Source organism: Rossellomorea sp. LjRoot5 (assembly GCF_964253455.1).
GTDB lineage: Bacteria > Bacillota > Bacilli > Bacillales > Bacillaceae_B > Rossellomorea.
In genome coordinates, this window is record NZ_CAXUQN020000001.1 from 4,122,047 (window position 1) to 4,139,838 (window position 17,792).

A 17,792-nucleotide genomic window follows, 5' to 3' on the forward strand; every position below is an offset into this window, starting at 1 on the left:
ACCCCACACAATAAATTTAAATTAGGTCTAATTATATGAGTGTATATTAATAAAATCAATAGTATATTTATAAATAATTCTATAAAGTTACTTTATTCACAAATTCACTCCGATAGTACTAGAAACATATAAAGGTCCGTCCCTGGGTAGGGACGGACCTTTATATGTATTTGAATAATATTTTAGAATTGTGCTGCCTCTGTAGATCCTTTCAGGGCCGTTGTGGAGGATGTTCCACCTGAAATCACCATGGAGACTTCGTCGAAATAGCCGGTTCCGACTTCGCGCTGATGCCTTGTAGCGGAATATCCATGCTTTTCACTTGCAAACTCTGCTTCTTGAAGCTGTGAATAGGCAGCCATACCGCGATCTTTGTAGCCCCTCGCAAGCTCGAACATGCTGTGGTTCAGTGCGTGGAAGCCCGCAAGTGTGACGAACTGGAATTTATAGCCCATTTTACCGAGCTCCACCTGGAATTTGGCAATCGTTTCATCGTCCAATTTCTTTTTCCAGTTAAAGGACGGGGAACAGTTATAAGCAAGTAACTTTCCTGGATGTTCAGCATGAATCGCTTCTGCAAACCGGCGTGCTTCCTCAAGACTCGGCTCTGACGTTTCACACCACACAAGATCTGCATAAGGAGCATATGCAAGACCTCTCGCAATTGCCTGATCTAGGCCGGCGTTTGTACGGAAGAAGCCTTCAGGCGTTCGATCGCCCGTGATAAACTCTGCATCATACGGATCGACATCGCTCGTGATCAAGTCTGCGGCATTGGCATCAGTACGGGCAACGATCAACGTTGGTACACCCATCACGTCCGCAGCAAGACGGGCGGAAATAAGATTCTTTACAGAAGTTTGAGTGGGAAGAAGCACCTTGCCTCCCAGATGACCGCACTTTTTCTCTGAAGAAAGCTGGTCTTCAAAGTGGACCGCAGACGCTCCTGCTTCAATCATGCCTTTCATTAATTCGAATACATTCAACTGTCCGCCGAATCCCGCTTCTGCATCGGCAACGATCGGTACGAACCAATCAATCGATTCATCCCCTTCTACATAATGGACCTGATCTGCGCGCTGAAGGGCCTGGTTGATCCTCTTTACGACAGATGGGACTGAGTTTGCCGGGTACAGACTTTGATCGGGATACATATGTCCTGATAAGTTGGCATCCGCTGCAACCTGCCACCCGCTTAGATAAATGGCTTTGAGTCCGGCTCTTACCTGTTGGACCGCCTGGTTTCCTGTCAGGGCACCCAGTGCATTGATATAATCTTCCTCATGAAGCAAATTCCATAGTTTCTCAGAACCCCTGCGGGCAATTGTGTGTTCGATATCAATCGATCCCCTTAGTCGAATAACATCTTCCGCTGAGTAAGGACGGGTGATCCCTTTCCATCGTTGATCCATTTCCCAGTTTTCCTGAAGTGCCGTTACACGTTCGTTATTTGCTTTTACCATATTAAATCTCTCCCTTTTTCGTATTTATACATACAGGTGTATGTTTGATGAGTGATCTTGCGTCTTTGGTTTAGGTCCGTCCCTCATCCAGGTGAAGCGGTAATTGAATAAAGTAATTAGACCTGTTCTACCAACAGTTGACTGAGTCCGACCCTTTAAAGGATTCGGTAGCCGGGAATGGTGAGGAAGTCTGTGAACTGGTCATTCTGGATGAGCTGATCGAACAGGTCGGCGGCTTCAGAGAATCTTCGTTCCTTATATCGTTCTCCTCCCAGTTGACTTTTGAGTTTTGTCAGTTCTTCCTGCTTCAGCTGTTCGTAGAGTTCCATGGTGATATGCCGGCCATCATCGAGGATCCCCTTCGGATGACGTATCCATTGCCATAGCTGGGCACGCGAGATTTCTGCCGTGGCCACATCTTCCATCAAGTTATGGATCGGTGCCGCTCCTTGGCCGCTCAGCCAGGATGAAATGTATTGAATGCCTACATTAATGTTGAGGCGGACACCCTCTTCGGTAATCGCTCCTTGAGGAACTTCAAGAAGCTCCTGTTCAGATACTTCCAGTTCCAGCAATGTTTTCTCTTCAATCTGGTTTGCTTTTTTCATTTCCCGATTGAATACGCCCATGGCAACCGGTACCAGACCAGGATGCGCGACCCACGTTCCATCATGACCATCCCTTGCTTCCCGTTCCTTGTCTGCTTTCACTTTATTGAACGCTTCTTCGTTCTTGACAGGATCGTTCTTGACAGGGATCTGTGCCGCCATACCGCCTATTGCAGGCGCTCCCCTTCTGTGACAGGTCTTAATCGTAAGCAGGGAATATGCTCTCATGAATGGCGCCGTCATCGTGACCGATGAACGATCGGGAAGAATCACATCTTCCTGTTCCCGAAGCTTTTTGATATAGCTGAAGATATAATCCCATCTTCCACAATTCAACCCGGCTGAGTGTTCTTTTAACTCATAAAGGATTTCATCCATTTCAAATGCCGCTGTGATCGTTTCAATCAGCACCGTCGCTTTGATCGTCCCTTTGGGGATCCCGACATACTCTTGTGCAAAGACGAATACATCATTCCAAAACCGCGCTTCATGGTGACTTTCTAATTTAGGTAAGTAAAAATAAGGGCCTTTATTCAGTGAAGTCAAGTGAGTCGCATTATGAAAAAAGAATAAGCCAAAGTCGACAAGGCTTCCTGATAGAGACTTTCCATCCAGTTCGATGTGTTTCTCTTCCAGGTGGAGCCCCCTTGGTCGCACGATTAGTACGGCATGTTCTTCTTTTAATTCATAACGCTTCCCGTTTGTCTCGAAGTCTATCGTGTGGTGTACAGCGTCTCGGAGATTGATTTGTCCTTCTATGAGGTTCGTCCATGTGGGTGATGTGGCATCTTCAAAACATGCCATGAAACATTTCGCTCCTGAATTCAGAGCATTGATGACCATTTTGCGATCAACCGGGCCTGTGATCTCCACCCTTCGATCCTGCAGTCCTATCGGAATCGGAGCAACCTTCCACTCACTTTGGCGGATTGATTCGGTTTCCTTTAAAAAGTGAGGAAGTTCCCCTCCATTGATCCGCTCCTGCTTCTTCTCTCTGTTGCGTAACAACTCCTTGCGTTTCTCCCCGAACCTGCGCTCCAGTTGTTCTAAAAACTGCAGAGCCTCAGAGGATAACATTTCATCAAAGCCCGGTTTAAGTTCTCCGGTTACCTTGATACCAACCATTTGAGTCGACATAGAACGAATTCACTCCTTGAGGGTATTAAACAAATGTTTATTGTTATAATACAGATTAATTAACATGTTTGTATTGTATAACAGATGGGTTGAATTTGGAACACTTTTTTCAGAATTTTCATTCGACATTTTTCGCACTGGTTTTCATAACACAAAAGAGGTCCGTCCCTCATCGCATTAAAGCGCTGAGGGACGGACCTTCAGTAATCATAACCATCTCAATATTTATAGTTTGTTCTCCAAGTCCTTCATTCTCTTCTCCATTTTTTTATTCTGTTCATAGACAAGCGTTGCAAATGTCAGGGACGTTCCAGCCACTATAAGAGCGATAAAACTCATCATCTCAGCTACCTCCTTTTCTCCAATTTGGTATATAAAGTCTTTCCTTCCGATCCACTCGATTGGTTCACTAATCTTTCTACGTATGAATCGACTTGATAGTTTCATTTTTTTGGAAATAGAGAAGGTCCGTCCCTTAAAAAAAAGAACTAACCCTTTTCTGGATTAGTTCTCTCTCTACTTATTCGTAAATGTGTAAATAGGTTTCTTTACTGCCCGGTTTCTTGACGATCAGCGCTTCCGGTCCATACGATGAGGAGACGAGGAGTTCTACGTCCCAGCTGTCCGGGGTCTGTTTGCCGATCATATTGGTCAGGTGCTGGGCGAATCCGATGGTTTCAGCTTTCCCCTGGAAGGACAGGGCCACCTCAAATTCCATTTTGGACAGCTTCTGATCTTGATAGAGTGCTTGTCCTGTCAGTCCTGTGTATACAGGAAAATACTTTTCGATGTCCGTTTTCAGTTCGTTAAAAACTTTGTAATCGTTCGGATGGTTCTCCTGGGCTTCCGGGGAAGGGAATAAATAATAATCTTCATTGATCCCTTTCCAGTCCTGAATGCCGTTTTGGTCCGGTTCCACGGTTGTGTAGGCAAAGAAGTGACCAGGGACGACCTGATCTTTCGGAGCCTGCTTATAAAGGGAGATCATAATCGGCACGTTTTGAAGTTCTTTTTTCTGACGTAGGCGATTGAGTACTTCACCCGCGATTTTCGCTCCCTGCTCTTTCAAAACCTCATTGGAAATATTCTTTACTGTTCTGGTCCCATTTGACATATTGGTCTCATATTGAACAGAATTCAGGGACAGGGCGATAGCCACTCCGCCAAGACGCACCTTGTTATCTTCTTTTTTCATTAAGTAATTATGTTCAACTACATGAGCCAAATATATGGGGGCATTTTCCCCTTTCGCCTGCACGGGGTTTAGCCCCACATTATCAGACTCCTTCAGACCTTTTTCCTTCAGCTGTTCACTTGTGTACTTTCGTTGCAGCCAGCTATCAACCATTTTCTTGTTCAGAAATTGACCTTCTTTGAAGAAATATTCATCCGTCGAAAACCGATTCTGAGCAACCCTTAGTAAGCCCGTCTCGATTTCATTGATATCATATCTGGAACCGAGATCATTCACGACGACGCCCCGGGTATTACTCGTTTCATACGGGAGCATCGTCTTGTAATATTCTTTCGAAATTTGGAAGCTTGGTATGATGGCCTTCTTGGCTTCGCTATCCTGATTTTCCTGAACGACCTGATCCTGTTTCTCAAATGTCGGAGCACAACCTCCCAGTAATACTAATGCGGAGAGAGCAACCGAAATCCCTTTTTTCATTTCTCGTTACACCTCTTATCGGTTAAGTTCTTCCATCAGCTTATCCTCATCCCAGACTTCTATATTTAAGTCATTTGCTTTTGTAAGCTTCGATCCCGCTTCTTCCCCTGCAATCACAAGATCGGTTTTCTTGCTGACGCTGCCGGTTACTTTCCCGCCGAGCATTTCAATTTTTTCTTTTGCTTCATTCCGGCTCAATCGTTCGATTTTCCCTGTAAGGACTATGGTCTTGCCTACAAAGTACGAGTCGACGTCACTTACTGATACAGGCTTTGGACCTTTGTATTCAAGGTTCACTCCGGCATCTTTCAGCTCCTGAATGAGTTCTTTCACTTCATCGTTTTCAAAGTAAGCGACAATGGCGTCGGCCATTTTATCCCCGATTTCATTCACATTCGTCAGTTCTTCTTTCCGGGCGTCCATCAGCCTGTCCATTGAGTCGAATTCCTGCGCCAACGTCTTCGCGGCTTTGGCTCCTACGTGGCGGATCCCCAGGCCGAATAACAGCTTCTCCAGGGAGTTCCCTTTCGACGTTTGAATGGCTTCCAACAAATTATCAACGGATTTCTCACCCATCCGCTCCAGCTGAAGAAGCTGATCGCGCTCCAGTCTGTATAAATCGGCAACGTCTTCAATCAATTTTTCCCTGAACAGCTGACTGATCACTTTTTCACCCAGCCCATCGATGTTCATGGCATTGCGTGATACAAAGTGAATGAGCCCTTCACGGATTTGTGCGGGACATTTCGGATTGATGCAGCGGAGGGCCACTTCCCCTTCAAGTCTCACAAGTTCACTTTCACATTCCGGACAATGAGTCGGCATCAGGAATTCCTGTTCGTCACCGGTTCTTTTGTCTTCCAGTACGTTCACCACTTCGGGAATGATGTCCCCCGCTTTTTTAATGACGACGTGGTCACCGATTTTGATATCTTTCTCTCTGATCAGATCTTCATTATGGAGCGAGGCACGCTGGACGGTCGTTCCAGCCACACGGACCGGCTCCAGGATGGCCGTTGGCGTGACGACTCCTGTACGTCCCACGCTTAGTTCAATCTCCTTCAATACCGTGACGACTTCTTCGGCAGGAAACTTGAACGCAATGGCCCATCTGGGGCTTTTCGCGGTTGTTCCAAGTTCCTGCTGCTGATCAAGGGAGTCGACTTTAATGACGATCCCGTCAATGTCATAGGATAGATTCGGACGTTCATCTGTCCACTTCCCGACAAATGCAAGGACTTCTTCAATGGTCTCACATCGTTTGCGTTCCGGGTTTGTTTTAAACCCGAGTTTATCAAGCGTGTCCAATCCCTCGCTATGTGAGTCGATTCCTGTATCCCCGATATCAGCCAGGGCATATAGGAAAATGTCGAGATTCCGGGATGCCGCGATTTTCGGATCCAGCTGGCGGAGTGAACCTGCCGCTGCGTTACGCGGATTAGCAAAGGGTTCTTCCCCTTTTTCTTCTTTGATCTTATTCAGTGCTTCGAAGGATCCTTTCGGCATGAATGCCTCTCCTCGGACTTCGAAGGACATTTTCTCCGAGGTTTTCAACGGGATGGAACGAATGGTTTTCAGATTCGATGTGATGTCCTCACCTATGGATCCATCCCCACGTGTAGCCCCTTGGACGAAAGCCCCGTCTTCATACCTGAGAGAAACGGCCAAACCATCGATCTTCAGCTCGCAAACGTAGGAGAAGTCCTCCCCGACCGCTTGACGGACACGGCGGTCAAAGTCACGAAGATCTTCTTCATTAAAGGCATTTCCAAGGCTCAGCATCGGCGTTCTGTGTTCGACTTTTTCGAAAAAATCGAGAATGGTCCCACCTACACGCTGGGAAGGAGAATCCGCTGATTTCAATTCCGGAAATTGGTCCTCGAGTTCGATGAGTTCCCTGAGGAGTTGATCATACTCTGAATCCGGGACAGAAGGTTTGTCGAGAACATGATATTCATAATTATATTGATTCAATCGTTCGTGAAGTTCATTGATACGCTTTTCGGCTGATTGTCGATCCATTTCCACAACCCTTTCTTGCTTATATTCGGTTATAGCTGGAAGGGGATCCCTTCCGACCTATTATGCTTTTTCAATTGGGGCAAATTTGGCCAGGAGACGCTTGACTCCCATCGGACTCGGGAAAGCAATATCGAGCTCGACACTGTCTCCTGATCCCTTCACACTGACAACCGTTCCTGTTCCCCACTTCTTATGCTGAGCCTTATCGCCGACCTGCCATGCAACGGATTCTCCACCCGTCGTGGTTTGGACCGGACGTGAAACTGGCTTTCTGGGAGCAGGGCGGGAAGGTGATTTCGCCGCTGATTTCCCGAAAGGAGTAAAGGCACTTTTCTTCTCTGCCATCACATCATCCAGCAAGTCCGCAGGAATTTCATTGATGAAACGGGAAACCGGGTTCATCTTTGTCTGTCCGAAGAGCGTCCTCATCTGGGCATTGGTCAGGAAGAGCTGTTCTTCCGCACGGGTGATTCCCACGTATGCCAAACGGCGTTCTTCTTCCATTTCATCCTCTTCCATTAGGGAACGGCTGTGAGGGAAGACCCCTTCCTCCATCCCCATCAGGAATACGACAGGAAATTCAAGACCCTTAGCTGCGTGCAGGGTCATCAGGATCACGGAATCCTTCGGCTGGTCGTCCTCATCAAGCTTATCGATGTCTGCGACTAATGCAAGGTCCGTTAAAAATGCCACTAGACTCTTATCGTCGTTGGATTGTTCAAAGCTTTTCGTTACAGACAGGAACTCGTCCAAGTTCTCGAGCCTTGATTGAGACTCAATGGACTTTTCCGCTTTCAGCATATCGGTGTAACCTGATTTTTCAAGAATCTCTTCTACCAGTTCCGTGACAGACAGATACTCCTGCATACTTGTGTAGCCTTTCACCATTTCCATGAATTCAATCACGGCTTTGGTGATCTTGGGACTGAGTCCGATGAAGTCGGCTTCTGCGAGAGCCCTGAACATGGAAATATCATGATCCTGTGCATAACGGGCAATCTTATCGATCGACGTAGCCCCTACTCCCCTTTTCGGAACGTTAATGACACGCTGAAGGCTGATATCATCATCCGGATTCGAAATGAGCCTGAGGTACGCCAGGATATCCTTGATCTCTTTTCGATCGTAGAATTTGATGCCTCCGACGATGGAGTATTCGATATTTGATTTTAAAAGCACTTCCTCCATGACACGGGACTGTGCGTTGGTACGGTACAAGATGGCAAAATCAGAATACTTCTTCTTACCGGTTTCCATCAATTCCTTGATTTTCCCTGTGACGAATTGAGCTTCGGTCTGCTCCGTATCCGCCCTGAAGTAGGAAATCTTTTCACCGTCATGATTTTCTGTCCAGAGATTCTTCGGTTTACGATTTGAATTCTTCTGGATGACTTCGTTCGCCGCCTGGAGGATCCGCTTCGTTGAGCGATAATTCTGTTCCAGGAAAATGACGGTCGCTCTCGGATAATCCTTTTCAAATGAAAGGATATTGGCAATGTCCGCACCGCGCCAGCGATAAATCGACTGATCGGAATCCCCTACGACACACAGGTTTTGGAAACGGGAAGCGAGCAGTTTCACGAGCATATATTGCGCCCTGTTCGTATCCTGATACTCATCCACGTGGATGTACTGGAATTTCCGCTGATAATATTCCAATACTTCCGGTACACGCTGGAATAATTGGATCGTCGTCATGATCAAATCATCAAAATCAAGAGCCTGATTCTTGCGTAAACGCTTCTGATATTCTGTATACACATCAGAGACCACCTGATCATAGTACCCGCCTATTTGCTTCGATAACTCTTCAGGTGTCGTCAGCTCATTTTTTGCAGAGCTGATGGACCCGAGAAGGGAACGGGGATCAAATTTCTTCGGATCGATATTCTTTTCTTTTAAAATTGATTTAATGACAGACTGCTGATCAGTCGAGTCAAGTATCGTGAAGTTTCGGTTCATCCCGATTCGATCAATATCACGTCGCAGGATTCGCACACACATACTGTGAAAGGTTGAGATCCAAATGTTCTCAGATGCCCCGCCCAGGATGTTTTCAATACGATCTCTCATCTCTCTCGACGCTTTATTGGTAAAGGTAATCGCTAAAATATTGTAAGGATTGATCCCTTTTTCCACCATCAGATACGCAATCCGATGCGTGAGTACCCTTGTCTTCCCGGAGCCTGCCCCTGCCATGATCAGTAACGGCCCTTCCGTCGCCTTCACAGCTTCTGCCTGCTCGGGATTCATTCCATTCAACAGTCGATCAGTCAAAAATTGCATAGTCTAAACACCACCATAACGAACATATGTTCTATATTTGTATTTCTATTATATATTAATCAGGGAAGGACTTCCAGTTCGATCCTTAACCTTTCACTGCTTTTACCGTCTTTAAAGCTTCTTTCAGATTGTCATATACAGCATTTCCAACGACCACAACATCCGAGACAGCAGCCATTTCCTTCGCCTGCTCCCGGGTTTCAATTCCCCCGCCGTAGAATAATGTCGTATTTTCCAGTGAATCCCTTACCTCTTTTACCGTTTCAACATCTCCATATGTACCACTGTACTCCAGATAAAAGATCGGCAGGTTGAACATTCTTTCAGCCATCATGGCATAGGCTGCCGCGTCTTCACTTGAAATGTCTGTGTTCGCTTCCGTTACCTTCGCCGCCTTGCAATCACGGTTCAATATACAATATCCTTCTACAAGAATTTCGTCCCAATTCATGATTTCTCCATATTCCTTCACAGCCTGATGATGCAACCCAGTCACCCAGTTCATGTTCTGACTGTTCATCACCATCGGAATGAAATACAAATCGAAGCCCGGAGTAATCGACTCCAAATTTGATACCTCCAGAATACAAGGAACCGTATATCGTCTCACTCGTGCCATCAAATCAAGAACCTTTTCAAGGGTTACACCGTCCGTTCCCCCTACGATAATCGCGTCTGTTCCTGATTCACATACTGCTTCTAAATCTCCATCATCTATTGTCTTATTCGGATCTAGTTTAAACACATGGCGCCACTCTTGGACATCATACATACTCTGTTCCCCCATTCATACAACCATCTAACGTATTATATCATTTGTATGAAACTGTCGCATTAACTCGTCTGATGTTAAGAATTACTATTTCAACAAAAACAAAGACCGCTCGTCATAGACAGCGGTCCTTCTCTTATTTTTCTTCCTCATGTACACGATCCAACACCAATTGATAAGCATCATTACCGTAATTCAAGCAGCGCTTCACACGGGAAATCGTTGCCGTGCTTGCACCTGTTTCGGTTTCAATCTTGTGATACGTCTTCCCGTCCTGAAGCATACGTGCAACTTCAAGGCGCTGGGCAAGAGATTGAATTTCGTTGATCGTACACAGATCATCAAAGAAACGATAACATTCTTCAAGATTTTGCAGGGAAAGAACAGCGTTGAATAACTGATCCAGCTCCTTGCCTCTTAATTTATTTATTTGCATTAAAAAGACTCCTTTTTCCTTCTATTCTTGATAGGATACCGAATTCGTCAACCCCGGAGAGCTTGGAATGACGTTGATCCACGTCGAGCCCTTCCGCAGACTCACAGGTTTATTCTTTTCATAAGGAAGGATCCGGCCATTCACATTCTTCCATTGAAGCTTCCGGATCTTTCCTTCCTGTATCAAGTAAGCATTTCCACCCGATTCGAGGTCAATATCCCGTCGTCCAGCGTCATCGACAATCTTATGTGGAGCTTCTACGATGAAAAGATTTTCAATAAGGACGGGATCTTTCGACTTATAGTCGATGGTCTGTTCCCCATTTGAAAAGCGCTCGTATCGGCCTTCTTTTTCGTTAAAATCATACACAGCATTAAACAGGGGATTATGATTGTATGAAATCATCACGGAATTGGCAGCTTCCCCATTAATCTTCCCTTTGTCACTAAAATTCAGTGCCTCAGGCGGCCGCTCCATATCAAAGCCGTTCTTTTCGGCTCCCTCTTTGATATGTTCATATGTGATATAGGAATTATGGGGGGCTTTCCGGAAGCTTGCACGCTTAAATAAAGTCCCGTCATATTGGATTCCGTTAAGATCATCGATAAAACCATTGGTCAGCATTTCTTTCGCCTCAGGACTGTATCCGTGAGCGACATACAGACTGTCATATCCCTTTGCAAGCTCTACATAGTAATCTCTCGCACTTCGGACAGGGCCGATCTCTTTCGGCATCCTGCTTTGGAAAATGGCTAAGAAACGGGTGATATCCCCCTCGGCTAACATTTCATACACAATATCCGCTTCCGACAGTCCGGATTGAGGTCGGGCCTTCGGGTGGTTATTCACCATCACGGCGATCGCCCGGTTCATTGATTCTTCCTTTTCAGCCACCCCTGTTAAAGGATACTGATTCACTTCTTCTGTATCTACGCCTGTCTCTTCCTTCACCACTGGAGTTGCGGCTTCTTTATCAGATTCTTTCTTTATCTCTTTATCTGAACTACATGCGACAAGTGCGAACGAGCTTAACGCAATAATCAAAGCTCTTTTCAGCATGTTTTTGACACCCCTATTTACTTTACTATTTTAACGCATTATTGTTGGAAAGAGTACCGTTTTCTTCATTACATCATAGATTCCCTTTTGTGTCATCCTTATATAAGGCAGATGAGTGGACTGAAGGAACAGCAATGTATAAATCGGATCCGAGAAGCGGTAGCCCCTCTCTTTTAACAAGCCTTTAAGTGTTTTTTCTTCCTCAATCAGCTCGGGCATTTCTTTCTCTGATAGCAGTCCGCTTAATGGCAAGGGGATCTCGTGCAGGATCTCACCGTTCTCTGCAAGAACGATCCCGCCACCGATTTCTTTCATCCTGTTGAAAGCTGCAATCATATCAGACTTACTTTTTCCAATCAGGATAATGTCCCCTGTATTGGAGTAAGACGACGCAAAGCCCATCACACCCTTAGAGAATCCTTTAATCATGGTGCTGATCCTCCACTCGCCATGCCGGTCCAACAACATGAGGAAGGATTGGTCATGATCCGAATCAAGCAATTCCTCTGATGGATTGATGGAAATCGAGTATGGCTTCGTGATCACATCATTCACCATTTCGATCCCGAACGGCATGGAGAATTGGAGATCGTCATACCCCACTTCCCAATCAAGGGATAACGGGGTGAATCCGTTTAGCCCCCAATTGATTTCGGTCATGTCTTGCATCTGTTCTCTGTCTTTACGGACCCATGTACCTTTTGAGAGCACGGAGACCGGAGTCGGGTCATCCTTTGACCGGAGGAAGTTAATATTTGCGACCCGGCCAGTAGCGATCATCCCGTGCAGGTGGGTGATATTGTAATAATTGGCAACATTGTAACTCGCCATATTATAGGCTTCGATTAGCGGTATGCCCTTGTCGATGGCCATTTTGATCATGAAATCCAGAACACCTTGTTCATAAAATCCCGGTGTCGATCCATCTGTGGTAAAAAGAAGGGAATCGTATGAATCGATGCCTTTTTCCTTTAGTCCGTCTAACAGAGCCGGTAAATCCGGTCTGATCGATGAATGACGCAGTGTAACCGTCAACCCTTGGATCAGTCGCTTGTATACATCCTCACCCGTCATAGCTTCATGATCGCCGTCAATGCCCAATAACCGAAGCTTGGCGATCGTCTTGTCGGAAGCCCCCGGAAGATGTCCTTCCACGATTTTCCCCACCCGTTTAGTTTCCTGCATCCAGTGAAGGATCAGGTCATCTCCTTCGAGGAGACGCGGCCATGCGGTCAGTTCCCCGCCTTGCAGCACCGAATCATGTTCGAGCCACGATTTCACTTCCCCATTTGAGAACGTAACCTCTTCATCCACCATCTCGGTTTGTGAGTCAAAACGCGTCCACCAGTACATCGTGACAGGCATTTTGCTGAACTCCCCCAATAAAGTAAACGCTTTCTTTTTTTCCAATTGTAAAAACATCATCAGGTTATCATTGACGAATGTTGTTGTACCGGTTTGGGATGCATACTTGGAAAAGGATTGGGGATTATAAAGCTGAAACGGGTGTACATGCGGTTCGATATATCCGGGAACGAGGTACTGTGAGTGACAATCCATTACTTCGCATTGCTCAAGGTTATCCGGAAGTTGATCCCCAGTATAGACAATCCTGTCTCCGTAAACCCAAATATGTCCCTGCACCCATTTCTTTAACGTCGAGTGAAGGTATGTTGCATTTTTCAAAAGAAGACTGGGAGACAATTCTCCATTCAGTACTTGTACATGTTCTCGCAGTTGTTTGTTTTTCCATCTGTAGCGCTGTTCCAATGTGAACACTCCTCTAGTGGAATGGTATTAGTTTAAGTTTCAATTTATGTTAACATATTTTACTATTTAACGCATTAAAGGTTTACAACGATTACGTGAATTTTTGATTAAGGAGGAATTTACAAATGAAAGTATCATCAAACATCGGGATCATCAATGCTCTGATCCGCATCACATTTGGATTTACCATTTTAGCGTGGAGTACATCAAAGCTTGCAAGACGTCCATGGAGAGACTCCTATCTTGTCATGGCGGTAATCGGCGCCATGAAAGTCGGAGAAGGAATTCTGCGTTATTGCCCAGTCACTGCCCTGTTTGAAAAAGGTGGAGATGGAGAAGGCAAAAACGGCGGTTTCGGAGGATTTAAAGCAAAGGATATGATGAACTTTAAAGACATGCTGAAATCTGACAAAAAGAATCACACGGACAACGGGCACCAGCACGAGCAAACTCACGAACACAACCAAGACCCGCTGCAAAACACCAAAAAAGAATCCAACTTCAACCCAGAAGAACTCACCAACCAGGAAGTCCAGGAAGCACTGAATGGTTCTAAAGGGACGGACCTGCATTCTTAGGGTCTTTAAAGAAAATTCGTCCTGAGAAATCCCGTAACAGCGGGGATCCTGTTGATCGGGTCCCTCCAAAATGGCAGGATTGCCGAGGTCCGTCCCTCTCTATAGGACATCCCTCGGCAATTTTGCCTCTATATATTATTAAAGGAGTTGTTTGTATTGTTCTGGGAATATTTAACCGATATGTCGTATGTTCTGTTTTCGTTGATCGGCGGCATCGTCGCCATTGCCTATGTGTATGTTCGTAAATCTAGGAAGAAACGTGTTCGATAGCTTTCCGACCGATATCTCTTCTATAGAACAAGCCTTTACACTCTGCTTTGGCTAATTCCTTATAAACGGCGGTTTGCGCTTTTTCTACAGTGGGAGCGGAGGACGCGATTAGTAACACTCTCCCACCATTTGAAACAAGGGTATTCTGGTCATTGAATTCGGTTCCTGCATGATACACCATCGTTTTATCGTCCACAGACTTTTCAAGATCAGGCAGTGGGATTCCTTTCTCATAGGCACCTGGATAACCTTCTGCTGCCAGCACCACCCCAAGGACCGCGTCATCTGACCATTCCAAATCGACAGGCTTCCCTTCGATGATGCTCTTCACTACGAGACCGAAATCAGAAGCCAGACGCGGCAGTACTACCTGCGTTTCCGGATCTCCAAATCGCGCGTTGAATTCGATCACTTTCGGGCCCTCACTTGTCAACATAAGCCCGGCATATAATATTCCGGTAAATGAACGATCCTCTTTCACCATCGCTTGAGCAGTCGGGTGGAGGACCGTGGAAATGGCTTCCTGCACAACCTCTTCCGAAATATGCGGCACCGGGGAATAAGCACCCATGCCACCTGTATTCGGGCCCTTATCACCGTCATAGGCTCGCTTATGATCCTGTGCGATCACCATGGGATATACCGACTCACCACTTACAAAAGCCATGAGTGAAAATTCTTCTCCAAACAAGCATTCTTCCACCACCACTTTCGAGGAGGCTTCCCCGAACTTTTCATCCAGAAGCATTTCTTCCAATGCACTGATGGCTTCTTCCTCTGTTTCCGCAACGACAACACCTTTACCTGCCGCAAGTCCATCTGCCTTCACGACTATCGGGGCACCGGCTTCCTTCACATATTCGATCGCTTTCTCCACGCTTGTGAACACTTCATATGCTGCCGTTGGGATATTGTACTTCTTCATTAATTCTTTCGAGAACGATTTGCTTCCTTCGATGATGGCCGCTTCTTTCGTCGGTCCGAATATGTGCAGGCCTTCTTCCTGGAAGCGGTTGACGATTCCATCAAGCAACGGATTTTCCGGGCCAACAAACGTATACGTTATGCCCTCATTCTTGGCAAAATCAATCAGTTCCCTCACGTCGGATTCAGTGTATGGGAGATTTGTTGCGACGCTTGCGATCCCTGCATTACCGGGCGCACAGAATACTCCTGTCACACTTGCACTTTCCGCCAACTTCTTGCATATGGCATGCTCGCGGCCACCGCGGCCGATGACTAATACTTTCATCTTAAAAAAGCCCCCTTTAAAGAAAACCTCTCCTGTGGTGCAGATGAGGAGAGGTTTATATGTGAAATGGATGTATTGGAAAGGATTCGCACTGGAAAGAGAAATGGAATGAAGGTCCGTCCCTCATTTCTCTTCCCCTGAACCAGTTAAGAATCTTGAAAGTCCTTTAATCATAAGGTTTGTACAGTTTGTTTCATTGGATTATCGGTCAAAATCCGAGGTCCGTCCCTCACATTAATGTTTGAAGTGGCGGATTCCGGTCATGACCATGGTGATGCCGTATTGGTCTGCTTTTTTGATGGAGTCTTCGTCACGGATGGAGCCTCCGGGTTGGATGATGGCGGTGATGCCTGCTATGGCAGCGGCTTCTACGGTGTCGTCCATAGGAAAGAATGCGTCAGATGCCATGGCGGCTCCTTTGGCTTTCACACCGGCTTGCTCGAGTGCAATGTTTGCAGCGCCTACGCGGTTCATCTGTCCTGCACCGACTCCAACTGTCATATGAGCATCTGTCACAACAATTGCGTTCGACTTCACATGCTTCACGACTTTCCAGCCGAGCTTCATAGCGTCCCATTCCGTTTCCGTCGGTTCACGTTTTGTCACGACTCTCAGGTCTGCATCGTCAAGGGTGAACGTGTCATCCGCTTGAACAAGCAATCCTCCTTCAACGGTTGTTAACTTGCGCTCGATTTTGTTTGTGGTTTCAAATGGAACCGTCAATAATCGGATATTCTTCTTGCCAGAAAGGATTTCAAACGCTTCATCACTGAATGCCGGCGCGATGACGATTTCCAGGAAGATCTCATGAAGCTGCTTCGCTGTTTCTTCATCAACGATACGATTCAACGCGACAATCCCTCCGAAGATGGATGTGGAATCCGCTTCATATGCTTTCGAAAACGCTTCGTGGATGGTCGAGCCAACCCCGACACCACACGGATTCATATGCTTCACTGCAACCGCCGCAGGTTCTGTGAACTCTTTTACAATTTGAAGGGCTGCATTGGCATCATTGATATTATTATAGGAAAGCTCTTTTCCGTGAAGCTGCCTTGCCATGGCCACTGAAAATTCAGAGCCGAGGGGCGCACGGTAGAATGAAGCTTGTTGATGAGGGTTTTCTCCATAACGGAGCGTCTGCTTTAATTCATACGTTCTTGTAAAGCGTTCAGGATTCTCTTCACCTGAGATGTCTGTCATGTATTCAGCGATGAAAGAATCGTAAGCTGCCGTATGGCGGAATACCTTGGCGGCCAACTTGCGACGTTTTTCCAGTGAGGGTTCACCGTGAAGCTTTAGTTCTGCAATGATTTCATCATAGTCCAACGCATCGACTACGACCGTCACATATTGATGATTTTTTGCAGCCGCACGAAGCATCGTCGGGCCACCAATATCGATGTTCTCGATCGCTTCTTCTTCACCGACATTCGGCTTTGCGATGGTTTGCTGGAACGGATAAAGGTTGACACATACGAGGTCGATTCCTTCAATCCCCTGTTCCTCCATCTGCCTGAGGTGACTTTCTTCCCCGCGTTTAGCAAGTAGTCCACCGTGGATATTGGGATGAAGGGTTTTGACACGACCTTCCAAAATTTCCGGGAATCCTGTTACTTCTTCCACTCCCATGACGTCTACGTCATTTTCCAATAGGAGTTTCTTCGTTCCGCCAGTCGAAATGATGTCGTATCCCAATGTCTTCAATTCCTTTGCGAATTCGATGACACCACTTTTATCTGAAACACTGATCAATGCTCTCTTTTTCAATGTCTGATCCTCCTCTGCCTGCTGTAATGCTGATATTAATTCATTATTATCTCAAAACCAAGGTCCGTCCCTCATCACTTTACCACACTACCAAGATAAAGCAACCGATCTCTTCCCCGCTTTAGTGTCCGGTGGTGAGGAAGAGGTGGTTCAGGGTGGTTGGGTAGAGGTGATGTTCGACGTGCTGGATTTTGTCCTGCAGTGACTGCCTGGTTTCACCTGTTGTGACACGGACAATTTCCTGTGCAATGATTTCTCCCGTGTCCATTCCTGCGTCTACGAAATGAATCGTGACGCCTGTGATCTTCACTCCGCCTTCGATGGCTTGTCCTATGGCGTCCTTCCCTGGAAAAGAAGGGAGGAGTGAAGGATGGATATTGACGATCCTTCCACCGAAACTCTCGAGAAGAGTTGGACCGATCAATCTCATATACCCTGCCAGAACAATAAAATCAACACCCAAATGAGCCAGCTCATTCAGGATCTCCTGTTCAAATGCCTGCTTGTTCTCATAATCCTTTGCCCGAAAGACGAATGTCTGTATTCCTGCCGTTTGGGCCCGGTGTATGACAAACGCACCCGGCTGGTCACATACAAGAAGTCTGATATTCGCCTTAAGGGTTCCACTTTGGACCGCATTTACCAAGCTTTGAAAATTACTTCCGCTTCCTGATGCAAAAATGGCAATCTGTCTCAT

General features: G+C 46.2%; 14 protein-coding genes. 2 read left to right on the plus strand and 12 right to left on the minus strand.

Features of this window, described 5'->3' with window-relative positions; translation table 11 throughout:
- Nucleotides 1-182: 182 nt before the first annotated feature.
- The 9 genes from aceA to ACSQ2E_RS21080 all read right to left on the minus strand — a co-directional run bounded on the left by aceA (nucleotide 183) and on the right by ACSQ2E_RS21080 (nucleotide 13,225).
- Complete coding sequence (gene aceA, locus ACSQ2E_RS21040; protein WP_435993866.1) at nucleotides 183-1,463, minus strand: isocitrate lyase; 1,281 nt, start codon at nucleotides 1,461-1,463, stop codon at nucleotides 183-185.
- A gap of 155 nt (nucleotides 1,464-1,618) precedes the next feature.
- Nucleotides 1,619-3,208: a malate synthase A gene (aceB, locus tag ACSQ2E_RS21045; protein WP_435993868.1), complete on the minus strand. Its 1,590-nt coding sequence runs from the start codon at nucleotides 3,206-3,208 to the stop codon at nucleotides 1,619-1,621.
- A gap of 520 nt (nucleotides 3,209-3,728) precedes the next feature.
- The gene (locus ACSQ2E_RS21050; protein ID WP_435993870.1) at nucleotides 3,729-4,880 is read right to left on the minus strand and encodes a CamS family sex pheromone protein; all 1,152 of its coding nucleotides are present in this window, start codon (nucleotides 4,878-4,880) and stop codon (nucleotides 3,729-3,731) included.
- 15 nt (nucleotides 4,881-4,895) lie between these two features.
- Nucleotides 4,896-6,902 carry an NAD-dependent DNA ligase LigA gene (gene ligA / locus ACSQ2E_RS21055; protein ID WP_435993872.1) on the minus strand — a complete coding sequence of 669 codons (2,007 nt, stop codon included), beginning with the start codon at nucleotides 6,900-6,902 and terminating at the stop codon, nucleotides 4,896-4,898.
- A 60-nt stretch (nucleotides 6,903-6,962) separates the two neighbouring features.
- Nucleotides 6,963-9,188 carry a DNA helicase PcrA gene (gene pcrA, locus ACSQ2E_RS21060; RefSeq protein ID WP_435993874.1) on the minus strand — a complete coding sequence of 742 codons (2,226 nt, stop codon included), beginning with the start codon at nucleotides 9,186-9,188 and terminating at the stop codon, nucleotides 6,963-6,965.
- A gap of 85 nt (nucleotides 9,189-9,273) precedes the next feature.
- Nucleotides 9,274-9,960 (minus strand): heptaprenylglyceryl phosphate synthase, encoded by a 687-nt coding sequence (locus ACSQ2E_RS21065; protein WP_435994679.1) that lies wholly within the window; start codon nucleotides 9,958-9,960, stop codon nucleotides 9,274-9,276.
- 136 nt (nucleotides 9,961-10,096) lie between these two features.
- Complete coding sequence (locus ACSQ2E_RS21070; RefSeq protein WP_060671598.1) at nucleotides 10,097-10,396, minus strand: YerC/YecD family TrpR-related protein; 300 nt, start codon at nucleotides 10,394-10,396, stop codon at nucleotides 10,097-10,099.
- A 21-nt stretch (nucleotides 10,397-10,417) separates the two neighbouring features.
- A complete protein-coding gene (locus ACSQ2E_RS21075) occupies nucleotides 10,418-11,455 on the minus strand; it encodes a DUF3048 domain-containing protein (RefSeq protein WP_435993876.1) in 1,038 nt (345 codons plus the stop codon).
- 30 nt (nucleotides 11,456-11,485) lie between these two features.
- Entirely contained in the window at nucleotides 11,486-13,225 is a 1,740-nt protein-coding gene (locus ACSQ2E_RS21080; RefSeq protein WP_435993878.1) for an adenine deaminase C-terminal domain-containing protein, read from the minus strand.
- A gap of 125 nt (nucleotides 13,226-13,350) precedes the next feature.
- Here ACSQ2E_RS21080 and ACSQ2E_RS21085 point away from each other — a divergent pair, with 125 nt between their 5' ends.
- Both ACSQ2E_RS21085 and ACSQ2E_RS21090 read left to right on the plus strand, forming a co-directional pair.
- Nucleotides 13,351-13,803, plus strand: a complete 453-nt coding sequence (locus ACSQ2E_RS21085) for a YgaP family membrane protein (RefSeq protein WP_435993880.1) — start codon at nucleotides 13,351-13,353, stop codon at nucleotides 13,801-13,803.
- Nucleotides 13,804-13,959: 156 nt separating this feature from the next.
- Nucleotides 13,960-14,073: an EYxxD motif small membrane protein gene (locus ACSQ2E_RS21090; RefSeq protein WP_435993882.1), complete on the plus strand. Its 114-nt coding sequence runs from the start codon at nucleotides 13,960-13,962 to the stop codon at nucleotides 14,071-14,073.
- On the opposite strand, the gene purD is transcribed toward ACSQ2E_RS21090, so the two are convergent.
- From purD to purN, 3 genes are all read right to left on the minus strand, one after another.
- Nucleotides 14,051-15,325 carry a phosphoribosylamine--glycine ligase gene (purD, locus tag ACSQ2E_RS21095; protein WP_435993884.1) on the minus strand — a complete coding sequence of 425 codons (1,275 nt, stop codon included), beginning with the start codon at nucleotides 15,323-15,325 and terminating at the stop codon, nucleotides 14,051-14,053. The genes ACSQ2E_RS21090 and purD overlap by 23 nt on opposite strands.
- 234 nt (nucleotides 15,326-15,559) lie before the next feature.
- Entirely contained in the window at nucleotides 15,560-17,095 is a 1,536-nt protein-coding gene (purH, locus tag ACSQ2E_RS21100) for a bifunctional phosphoribosylaminoimidazolecarboxamide formyltransferase/IMP cyclohydrolase (protein WP_435993886.1), read from the minus strand.
- 121 nt (nucleotides 17,096-17,216) lie between these two features.
- On the minus strand, nucleotides 17,217-17,792 hold the full coding sequence (gene purN / locus ACSQ2E_RS21105) for a phosphoribosylglycinamide formyltransferase (protein ID WP_435993888.1): 576 nt from the start codon (nucleotides 17,790-17,792) through the stop codon (nucleotides 17,217-17,219).